Raw genomic sequence first — 15,106 nt, 5'->3', positions numbered from 1 at the left:
GGTACGGTTTCCACGGCGGCAGAAAGGACAAGACGGTGCTGGTGATCCACGGGGCATGGTCCGGGGACAAGCTTGTGCTCTGGGCGGAGGATCCGGCCGGTCCCACCTCGGATGTCTCACGTGCGAAGGTCCGCCCCCATCCGTTCGCGGCCCCGGCGGCCGTTCTGGCCGATGCCCTGTCATTCCGGGGAGTCCGGCCCGTCGTGGAGGACCTCGTCCTGCTCCTGCCGAGCACGGCACGGAGCCCGCTGCCCTCTCCCGAAACCGGGATCGAGGTCACCGCACGGCAGCCGAAGATCAGCCCCTGGCGGGTGCCCGTCCTGCTGGTCGAGCCGGGCACGGCGCTGAGCCTGCTCGACCGCGTCGAGAAACTGACCCGTCCTCTCACGGAGGACCAGCCCCCGGATGAGGATCTGCGGGCACCGGCCCCCGGAGCCTCTCTCCGCTATCTCACCGTCGTCGCCTCCTACGCCCGCAACCTGGTCCGCACCGGTCGCCTGCTCCCCCAGCTCGTCGCCGAGGACCGGGGTTATGCGGCACGGTGGCGTCCCGTGCTGACCGGCCCCCACGCCGACCGCTTCCGTGATCTCGCCGCCGCGATGCCGCCCGTCTGCCGGGCCGTCGTCGAGGAACGGCCCTCGGCCCATGTGCTGATCGAGGCCCTGGCGTGCCTGGCCGACGCGACGGTACGGCAGACGCTCCCCGACCGCCTGCTCGGCGGACGCCGCCCGGGTCCCAGCAGCCCAGCGGCCGACCGCTGGACGGCCGCCCTCACCGGGGAGGTCGCCGCGCTTCCCGGCCTGACACGGGCCGAGGCGGATCGGCTGGCCGGACCGCTCCAGGCGTGGTTCAGGTCGGCGCACCTGCTCGACGGCCCCGCCAGGATCTGCTTCCGCCTGACCGAACCCGAGATCGGCCCCGCCCCCGTTCCGGATGCCGACCTCATCGCGGAGTACGGCGGCCGCCCGGAACGGCCGCAGGACGATCTCTTGTGGCGGGTGGAGTTCGCCGTCCAGTCGTCGGAGGACCCGAGCCTCTACCTGCCCGCGCCGCTCATCTGGGCGGGCGAGACCGCTCCCGGCCTCCCCGCCCGCCCAGAGGAAACGCTGCTCGCGGGCCTCGGCCACGCGGCGCGGCTGTATCCCGAGGTGGAGAGGGCGCTGCGCGGCTCCCGGCCGTCGGAGCTCGTCCTCGACACGGCAGGAGCGTTCGCCTTCCTCCGCCAGGCCGCCCCGCTCCTGCAGGCGGCCGGGTTCGGCGTGCAACTGCCCGCTTGGGCCGGCAGGACGAAGCTGGGGCTCAAACTCACCGCCCGTTCGAAGCAGACCGGCCCGAAAGCGGCCGCCGGCCAGGCGTTCGGACTTCACCAGCTCGTGGACTTCCGGATGGACCTGGCGATCGGCGACGAGACGATCAGCGAAGAGGAACTGGACGAGCTGGCCCGGCTCAAGGTGCCGCTGGTACGGGTGCGGGGCCGCTGGGTCGAGCTGGACGACCGGCAGCTCAGCGCGGCGTTGAAGGCGGTCGAGCTGCGCCGGGCGGGTGAGATGACGGTCGGCGAGGTGATCCAGGAGGTCGTCCACGGCGACGACGAGCTGCCGATCACCGCGGTGGACGCCGACGGCCGTCTCGGTGACCTGCTGTCCGGCGAGGCCGACCGCCGCCTCGAACCGGTCACCACTCCGGCCGGTTTCCACGGCACGCTCCGGCCGTACCAGCAGCGCGGGCTGTCCTGGCTGGCCTTCATGTCGGAGATCGGGCTCGGCGGCATCCTCGCCGACGACATGGGCCTGGGCAAGACCCCGCAGACCCTGTCCCTGCTGCTGTCCGAGCGCGAGAACGGCGTCCGGCCCGGAGCGACCCTGCTGGTCTGCCCGGTATCCCTGCTCGGCAACTGGCAGAAGGAGGCCGCCAGGTTCACCCCCTCTCTGGACGTCTACCCGCACCACGGCACCGCCCGGCTGCGCGGGCAGGAGCTGGCCGATCGGGTGGAGCAGGCGGACCTCGTCCTCACCACCTACGGCACCGCCCTGCGGGACCGGGAGGCGTTGGCGGACTTCACCTGGGCGAGGGTGGTCTGCGATGAGGCTCAGGCCATCAAGAACAGCGCGGCCCGGCAGGCGCAGGCCATACGGACGCTTCCGGCTCGCACCCGGCTGGCGCTGACCGGCACGCCGGTGGAGAACCACCTGGCGGAGCTCTGGTCGCTCATGGAGTTCTGCAACCCCGGACTGCTCGGCCCGGTCAGGACGTTCAGGGATCGCTACCAGGAACCGATCGAACGGGACGGCGACGAGACGGCGACCGCCGCGCTCCGGCGGGCCACCGGGCCGTTCGTGCTGCGCCGCCTCAAGACCGACAAGACGATCATCTCCGACCTGCCGGAGAAGATGGAGATGAAGGTCTGGTGCAACCTCACCCCGGAGCAGGCCACCCTCTACCAGGCCGTGGTCGAGGACATGATGACCAGAATCGCCGGCAGCGAGGGCATCGAGCGGCGGGGCAACGTGCTGGCGACCATGACGAAGCTGAAGCAGGTCTGCAACCATCCCGCGCACCTGCTGCGGGACGGCTCGCGGCTCGCCGGGCGGTCGGGGAAGCTGGCCCGGCTGGAGGAACTGGCGGCAGAGATCGTCGAGGAGGGCGACAAGGCCCTGGTCTTCACCCAGTACACCGAGTTCGGCTCCCTGCTGCAGCCCTACCTGGCCGCGCATCTGGACCGCCCGGTGCTGTGGCTGCACGGCGGGCTGTCCAGGAGGCGGCGCGAGGAGCTGGTGGAGCGGTTCCAGCGCGATGACGAGCCGATGCTGTTCCTGCTGTCGCTCAAGGCCGCGGGCACCGGCCTCAACCTGACCGCCGCCAACCACGTGATCCACGTGGACCGGTGGTGGAACCCCGCGGTGGAGAACCAGGCGACCGACCGGGCCTTCCGGATCGGCCAGACGAAGAACGTACAGGTCAGGAAGTTCATCTGCGTGGGCACCCTGGAGGAGCGGATCGACGAGATGATCGAACGCAAGAAGGCGCTCGCCGAGAGCGTCGTCGGCACCGGCGAGAACTGGCTCACCGGCCTGTCCACCGACCGGCTGCATGAGCTGTTCCGCCTCGGATCGGATGCCGTCTCGTGAGCGGGCACATCACATTCCACGACGCTGCGGGGGAGAAGCCGGCATGAGCAGGAACGACTGGTTCGAGCCGTCCCGGCCGATCCGGGTCGAGGGCGGCATCCGAGCGCGGAGCAGGCGGGGCTCGATCGGCGAGCAGTGGTGGTCGCGCCGGTTCATCGACATTCTTGAGCGCGTCTGCGACGGGGGCAGGCTCAGCCGGGGACGCTCCTACGCGCGCTCCGGCCAAGTCCTCGACCTGGAGATCGCTCCCGGTCTGGTCACGGCGCGGGTCCAGGGGTCGAGGAGGACTCCCTACAAGGTCGGGATCGAGATCGCGGCCTACGACGCGGACCAGTGGCGGGCTCTCGCCGGGGCGCTGGCCGCGCAGGCCCTCTACCGCGCGAAACTGCTCGCCGGGGAGATGCCGACGGAGATCGAGGATGTCTTCCACCGGTGCGACCTCCCGCTTTTCCCCGACGAGCGCGAGCTGGGTATGGACTGCTCGTGCCCCGACTGGGGATTCCCCTGCAAGCACCTGTCGGCCGTGCTGTACGTGCTGGCCGAGGCGTTCGACGACGAACCGTTCCTGGTGCTGGCCTGGCGGGGCATGGGCAAGGACGCCCTGCTCGGCGCCCTCCGCGAGACCGGCGGCGGGGAAGAGCCGGCACCGGGCCGGCCGGGACTGTTCGACGTGACCGACACGCCGTTCACCGGGCGGCTGACGGACTTCTACGAGCCGGGCGTCTCCCCCGCACGCCTGCGCGACCGTACGACGCTGCCCGCCGCCCCGCCGGACCTGCTGCTACGTACCCTCGACCCACCGCCGCTCACAGCACGGAAGATCCCCATCCTGGACCTCCTCCGGCCCGCCTACCAGGTCCTCGCGGAAAGCGACGACGCCTGAGAAAACGGCAACAGGCGGCTGGAAGCCGGCCTGAGCGGAGCCATGTCCGCCGTCAGCGTTGACGGCTAACCGCTTTCTTGGAGTCCGCCGGGCTCCGCTACCCGACCACGGAATTACCAGGTCGGGAAGAACACCTCTTTTGGTGGGGTCGTCTATGCATGATCTGTTGTGTGGTGGTACGTCTATTTGCTGTGACCCGAAGGCTTCACGAGCTGGACGCGCTCCGCGGCTTCGCGGTGTGCGGGATCATGCTGGTCAACACCTGGCAGCACACCCGTGAACACCTGAAGGCCCCCGACCGGAACGCGGTCGACTGGGCGATCGACAACCTCCTGCAGAGCAGGTTCTACCCGATCTTCTCATTCCTGTTCGGCCTGAGCTTCGTGCTGTTCCTGAGGTCCGCCACGCAGCGGAGCGACCACCCGAGGGTGGTGCTGCTGCGCAGGCTGGCGGTGCTGGCCTGCTTCGGACTGGCCCACCAGCTCGTCAACCCCGGCGAGGTGCTCCTGCCGTACGCCATCTTCGGGGCGCTGGTCCTGCTGCCCGTCTCCTTCCTGCCCCGGCACACGGTGCTGGTGTTCGGCGTGGCCGCCACGGTCTGGGCGATGCACGAGGGCGGCGGGGTGAAGCTCATTCCGGGGCTGTTCCTGCTGGGGATGGCCCTGATGGAGTATCCGCCACCCGAGTGGCTGCTGGCGCCCGTCTTCGCCGTCACCGCCGTGCTCGCGGCCGGACTGGGCTACCTGTGGATCCGCACCGCCGCCGACCCCGGCCTCTTCTACCGGGGCACCTACCCGGCCGCCGGGCTGGCCGCGGCGACGGCGTACTGCACCGGGCTGCTGCTGCTCCTGCGGACCCGGGCGCGCGACGCGCTGCTTGCGGCCCTGGCCCCACTCGGCCGGATGGCGCTGACGAACTACCTGGTCAGCACCGTGGTCATCCTGCTGTCCCTGCCGCTGCTCACCGCGGACCCGACCCGCCTCACCGGGGTGGCGCTGGCAGTCGGCGTGCTGGCCCTGCAGGTGGTGTTCAGCCGGGCGTGGCTGGCCAGGTTCAGGTACGGCCCGCTGGAGTGGGCGTGGCGGTGCCTCACGTGGATGGAACCGGTGCCCAACCGGCGGATAGGGTCGGTCGTGTGACCCGCATCGCGCTGTGCCAGATCCCGGTCTCCACCGAGCCCGCCGCCAACCTGCGCCGCGCCCTGGAGGCGCTGGAGCGGGCCGCCGCCGACGGCGCCGAACTGGCGATCTTCCCCGAGGCCACCCTCACCCGGTACGGCCCGCGGATCACCGACCTGGCCGAGCCGCTGGACGGCCCGTTCGTCACCGCCCTGGCCGAAGCCGCCGGGGCGCACGGGCTGGCCGTGATCGCAGGCGTGTTCGAGCCGGGCGACAGCCGGACGGGCGACACGGCACAGAACGGCGACGCCGCCAAGGGAAACGGCCGGACGAGCGGCACGACGCCGAACGGTGACACCGCCAAGGGAAACGGCCGGACGAGCGGCACAACGCCGAACGGCGACGCCGCCAGGGGCGACGGCACTCCCCGGGTGTACAACACCGCGGTGGCCATCGGCCCCGACGGCACGATCAGGGCGGCATACCGGAAGATCCACCTGTTCGACTCCTTCGGCGCCCGCGAGTCCGAGCTGGTCGAGCCGGGCTCCGCCCCGGTCGTGGTGGAGCTGGCCGGGCTCCGGATCGGCCTGGTCACCTGCTACGACATCCGCTTCCCCGAACTGGCCAGGGCGCTGGTGGACCAGGGAGCCGAGCTGTTCGCGGTGATCGCCGCCTGGGGGTCGGGGCCGATGAAGGAGGAGCACTGGACGACCCTGGTCCGGGCCCGCGCGATCGAGAACACCGCCTGGGTGGCCGCGGTGGGCCAGGCTCCCAACCCGGAGGCCCGTGACGGCTTCGGGATCGGCCGGAGCATGCTGGTCGATCCGATGGGTGTGGTCCGCTCCGATCTGGGCCCCAGGCCCGCCGTGCAGACGTGTGAAGTCGATTCTCAGATCACGATTGCCACCCGGAATGCCCTGCCGTGCCTGGAACACCGCCGACTCCAGGTCGGCAGATCGTAAAATGCCATCGTGAGTGATCCACCTGGGCGTAGAACGCAGATGCAGAAGGCCATTCCTCCTCGGCTGCTCGTGCCCTATCTGGCCGGCCGGCGGACTGTGATCTCGGGATATGTCTACCGTGTGCAGGACTGCGCCCGTCTGACCACCCCGGCTCAGCTGTTCATGGGCCTTGACCTGGGGTTCGACGGCTCGGAGCTGACCGCGACGGTTCCGGAGATCTACCTGATGCGCTGGTTCGCCCGCGACATGGACAGCTACGTCGTGCCGTACGGCCCGCACATGGGCGGCGACTGGAACGATTCACCGCCGTTCGCCGGGAACGGTTTCACCACCTCGCGCGAGCATGTCGTGCCGCAGTTCCACACCACACCGGTGCCCATCCCGGCGGGTGCGGAGATCATCCATGTGACGGCCGACGGGGAACGCCTCTTCGGCCTGTACGACGGACTGAGCTGGAGGCCGGCGGCATGAGCCCCGAGATCGAGCCGGTGGCCTCGGGCTTCGTCGCCCGCCATGCCGACCGGACCCACGCCGCCGCCCTCGGCCCGGACGGCGACGAGGTCGTGCTGTTCAGCGAGGAGGCCCTGGAGGGCTTCGAGGCCGCCTCGGGCTACTGGCGCAAGGGGGTCTCCCGCGAGGCCCTCGACTGGCTGGTGCTGGTCCGCACGGTCGGCGCGTTCGGCGGCGAGCCGTGCCTCATCCTCGACGTCTCGGAGGAGAACGGCGAGGAGAGCCTGCACATCGCCTACACCGGGCACAGCGGGATGAAGGCCGAGGCGCTGGGCTACTGGATGGTCGACCACGGCGCCTACGAGGTCGTCGTCCCCCGCGACGAGGTCTTCTCCATCCGGATCGAGCGCGTCCCGGTCCCGCTGTCCCCGTCGGGATCCGAGCCGTAGCACCGGCCGGCGGGCGGCACCTGTCAACCGGCGGGCCGTCCGAGTGTCTCGACATTGTGATTGACCTTTCCACAGCAGCGCCTCCCTCGTTCGCCGAGCTGTTCGCGGCGCACCATCTGTCGATGGTGCGCCTGGCCGGACTGCTCGGCGCCGACGACCCGGAGGACATCGCCCAGGAGGCGTTCGCCCGCCTCCACGCACGATGGTCGCGGCTGCGCGACGACGGCGCGGCCGTCGCCTACGTGCGGTCCATCGTGTGCAACCTGACCCGTAACCGGCTGCGCCATCTGCGGCTGGTACGGCTGCGCCCGCTCGAACCTCCCCCGGCCGCACCCAGTGGCGAGCACGCGGTCATCGTCGCGGAGAGGCATCAGGAGCTCCTGGCGGCCGTCGACCGGCTCCCCCGCCGCCAGCGTGAGGCCCTGGTCCTGCGCTACTGGCTGGACCTGTCCGAACGGGAGATCGCCGACGCGATGGGCGTCTCCCCCGGCTCCGTCAAAACCCATACGAGCCGCGGCATGTCCGCTCTCGCCAGGACTCTCCGGGAGGAATCGTGAACGACCTCGAAGAGCGCCTGCGCGCCGCGCTCGACGCCCGCGCCGACACCTACACCGCGGCTCCCGACGCCTGGCTGGGCGTGCGACGCCGTACGCGTGGAAGGAGGCTGCGCCGCTGGGTCACCCTGGTTCCCGTCGCGGCCGCCGTGGCCGCGGTGGCCTGGCTCGCCACCGGCCTGCCGGGAGGAGACGGAAGTGATACGACCGTGGCGTCCGTAAGCAATCCCGATCTGTCGTTTGAGAGGGCGTTACGAGAGAATCCGGCGGTCGGCGAGGTGCTCTTGATCCCGCACCCGGAGTTTCCAGACGTCCCGATCCGCGCCTGGTACAGCCGCAGGGGGGAAACGGAACCGCTCACGTTCTGCAGGGCGCAACAGACTACGAGGTCGGGGAACGTCACGACGGGCTGCATGGCCGCCGAGCCGATGGACGGGGAGGAAGCCGGCAGGATCGGCGGTGGAACCGGAACGGTCCCCCTGCCCGCCGAGGTAACCGTCTTCGGACCGGCGAAGGACTCCGTCCGCTCTGTCAAGGCGACCCTCCGCGACGGCCGGAGCTTCCCCGGCACCGTGATACGCGCTCAAGGCATGCCGGCACCGGTCTGGGTGGTCCGGTTCCCCGGCGATCTCTCCAATCCCCCCGCCGTCACGTACGCCTTCGCCGACGAACGGGGCAGGACGCTCCAGCGGCTGGACGACGTCATCAGACCGGCCTGTCACACCGACAGAACTCCCAGCGGCGCGGGCGTTCCCCTGCCGGGCGGGATCACCGCCCACCTCCACGCCCACAACTGCCTGGTGTTCTGGCACGATGGCCGGAAGGCGGGGTTGAGCGGCGGCGACCCGCGCACTCCCCTGGGCGCCGGACTGGAGCGGACGAAGACCCCGATCCCCTTCTGGACCGGGGTGGGCAACCTCTGGTACGGCTACACCGGCACAGGGACGGCCAGGGTCGAGCTGCGGCTCCACGGCGGCGAACGAGTGTCCGCCGACACGATCGGCGCGTTCCCGGGGCAGGGCATCCGCCTGTTCGGCGGTGAACTTCCCGCTGGAGCCGACCCGTACAAGGACGGCGCCGTATATATCGGCTTCGACGCGGCCGGCGACGAGCTCTGGCGGCACGAGATGCCCTCGCGGGAAGCCCGCGGAGCCCGCGCGACACCGGCAGCTCAGACCCCGAGCCGCCGGTAGCGGGCCAGGCGGGTGCTGAGGCGGTCCGCGGGGGCCCGCCCCAGCAGGCCGGCGATCTCGTATTCGAGGACGCCGGCCACCCGGCGGCAGAAGTCCTCCGGCTCGTAGGCGGCGTCGGGGCGCTCGGGGATGATCCGGTCCACGATGCCGTCACGCCGCAGGTCGGTGGATTTCACGCCCTGTGCGGCGGCGATCTCCGGGGCGAAGTCCACGCTCCGGTACAGCAGCGCCGAGGACCCCTCCGGGGGCAGCGGGGACAGCCAGGCGTGCTGGGCGCAGAGCACCCGGTCGGCGGGCAGGAGCGCCAGGGCGGCGCCGCCCGCGCCCTCGCCGAGCAGCAGGCAGACGGTCGGGGCGTCGAGCACCACCAGGTCGGCCAGCGAGCGGGCGATCTCCGCGGCCAGTCCGCCCTCCTCGGCCGCCTTGGACAGTGCGGCTCCGGCGGTGTCGATCACGGTGACCAGCGGCAGGCCCAGCTCGGCGGCCAGGCGCATGCCCCGCCGCGCGACCCGGAGCCCGGCCGGGCCGAGCGGGGTCACGACGCGCCGGCGGCTGCGGTCCTGGCCCAGCACGACGGCGGGAGCCGTGCCGAACCGGGCCAGGGCCAGGAGCATGCCAGGGTCGTTCTCGCCCTCGCCGGTGCCGTTGAGCGGGGAGACGTCGGAGGCGCCGAGCTTGAGCAGCGCCCGCACGCCGGGACGGTCGTCCCGGCGGGAGCGGGTGATCGCGTCCCACGCCTCGATCGGCTGGATCCGCTCGTCCGGCTCGGGGCCGCTGCGCAGTCCCGCCCGCGGGGCGCACAGGACGGCCAGCGTCCGGATCGCGACCCGACGCGCGTCCTCGGCGGAGACGACGGCGTCGACCAGGCCGTGGGCGAAGAGGTTCTCCGCGGTCTGCACGCCCTCCGGGAACGGGTAGCCGTGCAGCGACTCGAACACCCTCGGCCCGAGGAAGCCGATCAGCGCCCCCGGCTCGGCCGCGGTGACGTGGCCCAGCGACCCCCAGGAGGCGAAGACCCCGCCGGTCGTCGGGTGGCGGAGGTAGACGACGTACGGCAGGCCCGCGGCGCGGTGCGCGATCACCGCGGCGGTGATCTTCACCATCTGGGTGAAGGCCAGCGCGCCCTCCTGCATCCGGGTGCCGCCGGAGGCGGGGGCGGCCAGCAGCGGGAGCCCCTCGGCGGTGGCCCGCTCGACCGCGGCGGTGAGCCGCTCGGCGGCGGCCACCCCGATCGACCCGGCCAGGAAGGAGAACTCGCAGGCGACGACCGCGACCCGGCGCCCGTCGAGCAGCCCCTCGCCGGAGACCACCGACTCGTCGTAACCGGTCCTGGTCCGGGCCTTGGCCAGCTCCTCGGCGTAGTCCGACCCGGGGGCGGCCGGATCGGCGGGGGTCTCGTCCCACGACCGCCATGTCCCCGGGTCGAGGACGACGTCGATCAGGGCACGGGCACTGGGCCGGGCGGGGCTCATCCCCTGCCCTCGCACGGTGGGGTCCGCGTGGGAGGGGTGCTCATCGTTCACGGTCCTCCAGCCACGCGAGGATCTCGTCGTTGTGCTGGCCCAGCGCGGGTGGGGCGCCGTGCCGTACGGGGGGCTCGCCGTCGAAGCGGAGCGGCGGTCCGGGCAGTTCGATGGTGCCGAGCACGGGGTGGTCCACCTCGACGAGCAGGCCCTGGGAACGGGTCTGGTCCCAGGCGTAGACCTCGTCGATGGATCTGATCGCCCCGGCGGGCACCCCGGCCTCGGCGAGTGCGGTCAGCCAGTGGGCGCGGTCGTGCTTGGTGAGCGCCCACTCCATGTCGGCGATCAGCCGGTCCCGATGCGCGAACCTTTCCCTGTTTATCGCATATTTCGGTATATCTGGATCGATGCCCAGCAGGACGGCCACCTTCCGCCACTGGGTGTCGTTCGCCGCCGCGATCTGGATCATGCCGTCGGCGCAGTGGAACGCCCCGTAGGGGGCGATGGAGGCGTGGTGGTTGCCACCGGCCGCCGGCACCTTGCCGCCGACCGTCCAGGCCGTGCCGTGGTAGGAGTGCACACCGGTCACCGCGGCCAGCAGCGAGGTCCGCACGACCTTGCCCCGGCCGGTGCGCGTCCGCTCGTAGAGGGCGGCGACCACGCCGTAGGCGCCGTGGATGCCGCCGAGCAGGTCGGCGATCGAGGCCCCCACCCGGTAGGGCTCGTCGGCGGACGGGCCGGTGATGCTCATCAGCCCGGCCTCGCCCTGGACGATCTGGTCGTAGCCCGGTCGGCCGCCCTCGGGGCCGTCATGGCCGAACCCGGTGATCGACAGGACGACCAGACGCGGGTTGAGCTCGTGCAGCCGCTCGACGGTGAAGCCCAGCCGGTCGAGCACGCCGGTGCGGAAGTTCTCGATCAGCACGTCGCTCTGCCGTACCAGCCGCTCGATGAGGGCCTTGCCCTCGGCGGACTTGAGGTCCACGGTGATCGACCGCTTGTTGCGGTTGGCCGCGAGGAAGTAGGTGGAGATGTCGGCCTCGGGGCCGACGAACGGCGGCCCCCAGCTCCGGGACTCGTCACCCCCCGCGGGATGTTCCACCTTGATCACATGGGCCCCCAGGTCACCGAGCATCTGTGCGGCGTGCGGTCCCGCCAGCGCGCGCGAGAGGTCGAGGACGACGATGTCGCCGAGGGCTCCGTGCAAGATCAACCTCCAGTGGTGGTCGCGAGCTTAGTCGAACCTGAGCGGAGAAGACGCCTCCCCGCCATCGGCCCGCCGGGCGGCCCGCAGCGTTTCAGGTCCGGGTGCGGCATGTCGGAGATCTTCCCAGACGTGCCCCTTCCCTCTCCAGCCCGTTCCCCCCTGAACCGCTGTGGACACCCTTAAACCTGACGTACGGGTGTCACCTGCCCTCTCTGGAGACTGTCACCATGGGCAGGTGGGAGTAATCGTCTCCGTTGAGGAGCTCGCCGGAGCGGTCCGGCGACTGCCGCCGTCCTGCGGTCCGGTCCGCGTCGTCGCCGTGGACGGGCCGGGCGGCTCGGGCAAGACGACCTTCGCCGACCGGCTGGGCCGGGCACTGGACGCCCAGGTGATCCACAGTGACGACTTCCCGGTGCCGTGGGACGAGCCGCCCGCGGCCTGGTTCACCCACGTGCGGGAGCAGGTGCTGGCCCCGCTGGCGGCGGGCGAGCCGGGCGGATACCGGCGCTACGACTGGGTCCGCGGCGCCTTCGCCGACTGGGTGGACGTGCCGGTCGCGCCGGTGCTGCTCCTCGAAGGGGTGAGCACGGCCCGGCGCACGGCCCCGGCCGCCCTCGCCGTCTGGGTGGAGGCGCCCCGGCCGTTACGGCTGGCCCGTGTCCTGGCCAGGGACGGCGCCGCCCTCGCACCGCAGTGGCAGGCCTGGATGCGCGCCGAGGACGAGTGGTTCGCCGCCGACGGCACCCGCGCCCGTGCCGACCTCCTCCTCGACGGGGCCGCCGTCCCCGGCGAGTTCGTCAGGATCTAGGGTCCGCCGTGCAGGGGGCGTCGCCGCAGACCTCGACCACCAGACCGTCCCGGAGGAAACGGGCCTTCTGCACGCGGGCCTCGATGTCGTTGCGCGGGTCCTCGTGGGGGTCGCGGCCGTACTGCGGGCCGAGCGGCGGGGTGTTGGTCACCGGGGGCACGGGGGTCCCGCTGTCCCAGACGACCAGCGCCGAACCGGCGTACGGCCCACGGGGCAGCGAGCGGAGTCCCCAGTACGGTGCCAGGTCGGGACTGCGCCCGTCGGCGAGCGCGGGCCGGCGGATCCGTGCCCCGATCGTCCGGGCCTCCACCTCGGCCGTCACCGTGGAGACCTGGTGGTCGCCGAAGGCGGCGTGCAGCAGCACCCGGTGGCGGGGGGAGCCGGGCAGCGGGTCGTCGGTCAGGTGCTCGGCGTAACCGTTGGTCTCCGCGCGGTCCCAGAGCATCTGCAGCAGCCCGAAACAGACCTGCTGCGTCATCCGGTCGGGATAGGCGCGGTCCATGAGCTGCTGGAACGGCTGGAAGTCCACGCTGCGGTTGAGCAGCGTGCTGTAGTTCATCCCCGCGACACCGAGCACGGCGTTGCGCACGTCGGGCGAGACGGCGACCAGCGCGCCGCCCGCGATGGCCCCCTGGCTGTTGCCGTCGTAGGCGAGATCGGCCCGCCGGTCGATCAGTGATCCGCCCCGCCCGTCCTGGAAGGCCGGGTGGCCGGCGAACCCGTCCCGGGTGATCATCGCCCGGCCCAGGAGGACGAAGTTCAGCAGGCTCTGCTGGAGCCGGTCGGTGACCGTGCCGAACCGGGAGAGGTCGCCGAACACGCTCGCCACGTGCTGGACGTCCTCGTCCGCCATGCCGATCCACTTCGTCGCGCAGAACATGAAGCCGTGCTCGGCGGCCATCGCCCGCACGTTGCCGGCGCGTACCTCGGTGGCCCTGCCGAGCAGGCCGTGGCCGTACAGGGAGGGCCGCGCGGGCCGGGTGAACGCCGAGCGCGGGATCTCACACTGGTACTGCGCCTTCACCGTGTCGCCGAGCGGGCGCGGCAGCCCGTCGGGGCCCCGGTTGAGGTTCGAGCCGGGAGGGCCGCCCGGACTGTCGAGATAGTTCGGGACCAGGATCTCACCGGCGACCTCACGGGCGATGGAGGAGTCCTGCTCGGGGGTGAGGTCGGTGACGGAGGTGACGGTGAACTTCGGCGAGCGGCCGCCGAGCGCCCGCAGCGTCCGGTCCCGCATGGTCAGCACGGGGCCGGCGATGCCCTGCTCGCTGGCCACGGTGAAGTCCCAGGCCAGCTGGAGTCCCGCGGCGTCCACCCCGGCTCTGGCGAGATCGCCGAGCGTACGGCGGAGCGCGTGCTGCCGCCCGGCGAGCGGGTCACCGGAGGGGAGGCCGTCGCCGAGGAGTCTGGCGAAGGTCGCGGTGACCGGCAGGGTCTCGCCCGCGGCGTCCTTCAGCCCTCTCAGCGCGACGGCGTAGCGGTGTCCCTCGCGGAGATTCCGCGCCGGTCTGACGATCAGCGCCTGGCGGGCCGGGTCGGTGGCGCCCGCGTCGAGTTCCGCCCAGTACGGCCAGCGTTCCCCGGTCCGGGTGTCGACGATCACGATGGGGGCGTCGCGGCGCAGGGACCACCCGACGTCGGTGACGGGCGCGGCCCCTGTCTTGGCCAGATCGAGGCCGGGCACGTGGGCGAGCAGCGCCGAACCCGGGGAGAAGCCGTCGGCCGCGTTCCACTGGGCGGGGTCGATCGGGGTGCCCGCCGCGTTGCGGGGCATGGCCTCGGCGGAGAGGGTGACCCGCAGCCCGGTGCGGGTGCGGGCACCCTTGGTGAACCAGTCGTTGGGGAAGGGCAGCAGGCATTCGGTGCCGGCGATCGGATCGCAGCCGGCGGCGGACGCCGAGGCGGGCGCGGGGGACGTCGGGGCCGGGGACGTCGGGGCCGGGGCCGTCGGGGCCGGGGCCGTCGGGGCCGGGGCCGTCGGTGTCGGGGCCGTCGGTGTCAGGGTCGGGGCCGGTGTCGGTGTCGGGACCGGGGACGCGGCTCCCGCTGGAGGCGCGTCGCCGGTGGCGGGACCGGCCCACGCGGGTAAGGCCGTCACCGAGGTCATGGCCAGCACGGAAACCACCAGCACCACGCGCAGCCGCATGCGCCCCTCCTCGGACCTGAGATGGATCTAGGCGCAGCAGATCCCAGGACGGCACACCCGTCAATGGCTGCACGGCAACCTGCGCTAAAACGTCACGCTTCCCAGATGGCCGACATCGTTGAAAATCTCCGGACGAGTGCCCCTCCAGGCAGAGACCGAGGCGTTGCGGACCGGCAGGAACGCGTCCAGGGAGTTCAGCGGAACCCCCTCGATCACGTGTTTGACCATCAGCACCACCGCGTCGTGCGCGACGATCAGCACCCGCCGGCCGGCGCACTCGGCGTGCAGGTCCGCGAGGACCTCCCGCACCCGGCCGGCGACGTCGGGGATGCTCTCCCCCTCCGGCGCCCGGTAGCTGTACCGCCGGGAGACCAGCGCCTCGGCCTCCTCGGGAAACCGCTCCCTGATCGCCGTCAGGTTCATCCCCGACAGGGTGCCCATCTCCCGGTCCCGCAGCCGCGCCTCCAGCCGGAACTCCGGAGCCATGTCCAACTCGGCCGCGATGAGCTCCCAGGTCTGCACGGCCCGCCGGTACGGAGAGCACCGCACCACCTCGGGCGCTCCCTCGGCGGACAGGCGTCTCCCCAGTTCGGTGGCCTGCCGCCGGCCGAGCGGGCTGAGCGGCGTGCCGTGATCGGGCTCCCCCAGATCGACGGCTGCCCCGGTGGCCGACGCCTCGTCGAAGGCGGCGTTGGACGCGCTCTGGCCGTGCCGTACCGCGATGATCACAGAAGGCATGGTGGCT

At 72.0% G+C, this 15,106-nt stretch carries 13 protein-coding genes; 9 read left to right on the top strand and 4 right to left on the bottom strand.

Annotated features, from left to right (window positions below; genetic code table 11):
- The first annotated feature begins 35 nt into the window (after positions 1–35).
- The 8 genes from OHA77_RS34440 to OHA77_RS34405 all read left to right on the top strand — a co-directional run bounded on the left by OHA77_RS34440 (position 36) and on the right by OHA77_RS34405 (position 8,737).
- Complete coding sequence (locus tag OHA77_RS34440; RefSeq protein WP_406313481.1) at positions 36–3,128, top strand: SNF2-related protein; 3,093 nt, start codon at positions 36–38, stop codon at positions 3,126–3,128.
- A gap of 43 nt (positions 3,129–3,171) precedes the next feature.
- Positions 3,172–4,011: an SWIM zinc finger family protein gene (locus OHA77_RS34435; RefSeq protein ID WP_406313480.1), complete on the top strand. Its 840-nt coding sequence runs from the start codon at positions 3,172–3,174 to the stop codon at positions 4,009–4,011.
- Between the two features lie 191 nt (positions 4,012–4,202).
- The gene (locus tag OHA77_RS34430) at positions 4,203–5,150 is read left to right on the top strand and encodes a DUF418 domain-containing protein (protein ID WP_406313479.1); all 948 of its coding nucleotides are present in this window, start codon (positions 4,203–4,205) and stop codon (positions 5,148–5,150) included.
- Positions 5,147–6,091 carry a carbon-nitrogen hydrolase family protein gene (locus OHA77_RS34425; protein ID WP_406313478.1) on the top strand — a complete coding sequence of 315 codons (945 nt, stop codon included), beginning with the start codon at positions 5,147–5,149 and terminating at the stop codon, positions 6,089–6,091. The genes OHA77_RS34430 and OHA77_RS34425 overlap by 4 nt, the downstream gene beginning before the upstream one ends.
- Before the next feature lie 9 nt (positions 6,092–6,100).
- Complete coding sequence (locus OHA77_RS34420; protein WP_326824037.1) at positions 6,101–6,562, top strand: hypothetical protein; 462 nt, start codon at positions 6,101–6,103, stop codon at positions 6,560–6,562.
- Positions 6,559–6,990: a hypothetical protein gene (locus OHA77_RS34415; RefSeq protein WP_406313477.1), complete on the top strand. Its 432-nt coding sequence runs from the start codon at positions 6,559–6,561 to the stop codon at positions 6,988–6,990. Before OHA77_RS34420 ends, OHA77_RS34415 begins: the two co-directional genes overlap by 4 nt.
- A gap of 56 nt (positions 6,991–7,046) precedes the next feature.
- Positions 7,047–7,547, top strand: a complete 501-nt coding sequence (locus OHA77_RS34410) for a SigE family RNA polymerase sigma factor (protein ID WP_184752008.1) — start codon at positions 7,047–7,049, stop codon at positions 7,545–7,547.
- A complete protein-coding gene (locus tag OHA77_RS34405; RefSeq protein WP_406313476.1) occupies positions 7,544–8,737 on the top strand; it encodes a hypothetical protein in 1,194 nt (397 codons plus the stop codon). Before OHA77_RS34410 ends, OHA77_RS34405 begins: the two co-directional genes overlap by 4 nt.
- Here the strand turns inward: OHA77_RS34405 and OHA77_RS34400 are convergent.
- A complete protein-coding gene (locus OHA77_RS34400; RefSeq protein ID WP_406319921.1) occupies positions 8,716–10,209 on the bottom strand; it encodes a carboxyl transferase domain-containing protein in 1,494 nt (497 codons plus the stop codon). The genes OHA77_RS34405 and OHA77_RS34400 overlap by 22 nt on opposite strands.
- 40 nt (positions 10,210–10,249) lie before the next feature.
- Complete coding sequence (locus OHA77_RS34395) at positions 10,250–11,407, bottom strand: CaiB/BaiF CoA transferase family protein (protein WP_406313475.1); 1,158 nt, start codon at positions 11,405–11,407, stop codon at positions 10,250–10,252.
- A gap of 235 nt (positions 11,408–11,642) precedes the next feature.
- On the opposite strand from OHA77_RS34395, the gene OHA77_RS34390 reads away from it, so the two are divergent.
- Positions 11,643–12,215, top strand: coding sequence for a uridine kinase (locus tag OHA77_RS34390; protein ID WP_406313474.1), 573 nt, complete (start codon positions 11,643–11,645; stop codon positions 12,213–12,215).
- Here the strand turns inward: OHA77_RS34390 and OHA77_RS34385 are convergent.
- Positions 12,205–14,361, bottom strand: a complete 2,157-nt coding sequence (locus OHA77_RS34385; protein ID WP_406313473.1) for a hypothetical protein — start codon at positions 14,359–14,361, stop codon at positions 12,205–12,207. The genes OHA77_RS34390 and OHA77_RS34385 overlap by 11 nt on opposite strands.
- An 84-nt stretch (positions 14,362–14,445) precedes the next feature.
- The gene (locus OHA77_RS34380) at positions 14,446–15,099 is read right to left on the bottom strand and encodes a histidine phosphatase family protein (protein ID WP_406313472.1); all 654 of its coding nucleotides are present in this window, start codon (positions 15,097–15,099) and stop codon (positions 14,446–14,448) included.
- Positions 15,100–15,106: the final 7 nt, after the last annotated feature.

Origin of the sequence: Streptosporangium sp. NBC_01639, from assembly GCF_045209755.1 — a bacterium.
In the GTDB taxonomy this organism is placed as follows: domain Bacteria; phylum Actinomycetota; class Actinomycetes; order Streptosporangiales; family Streptosporangiaceae; genus Streptosporangium.
This window is presented reverse-complemented; position numbering and strand designations above follow the sequence as displayed.

Bases quoted from the DNA above. Each gene is read 5' to 3' on its own strand.
- OHA77_RS34380 (WP_406313472.1), bottom strand. From the start codon at position 15,099: ATGCCTTCTGTGATCATCGCGGTACGGCACGGCCAGAGCGCGTCCAAC.
- OHA77_RS34400 (WP_406319921.1), bottom strand. From the start codon at position 10,209: ATGAGCCCCGCCCGGCCCAGTGCCCGTGCCCTGATCGACGTCGTCCTC.
- OHA77_RS34415 (WP_406313477.1), top strand. From the start codon at position 6,559: ATGAGCCCCGAGATCGAGCCGGTGGCCTCGGGCTTCGTCGCCCGCCAT.
- OHA77_RS34385 (WP_406313473.1), bottom strand. From the start codon at position 14,361: ATGCGGCTGCGCGTGGTGCTGGTGGTTTCCGTGCTGGCCATGACCTCG.
- OHA77_RS34435 (WP_406313480.1), top strand. From the start codon at position 3,172: ATGAGCAGGAACGACTGGTTCGAGCCGTCCCGGCCGATCCGGGTCGAG.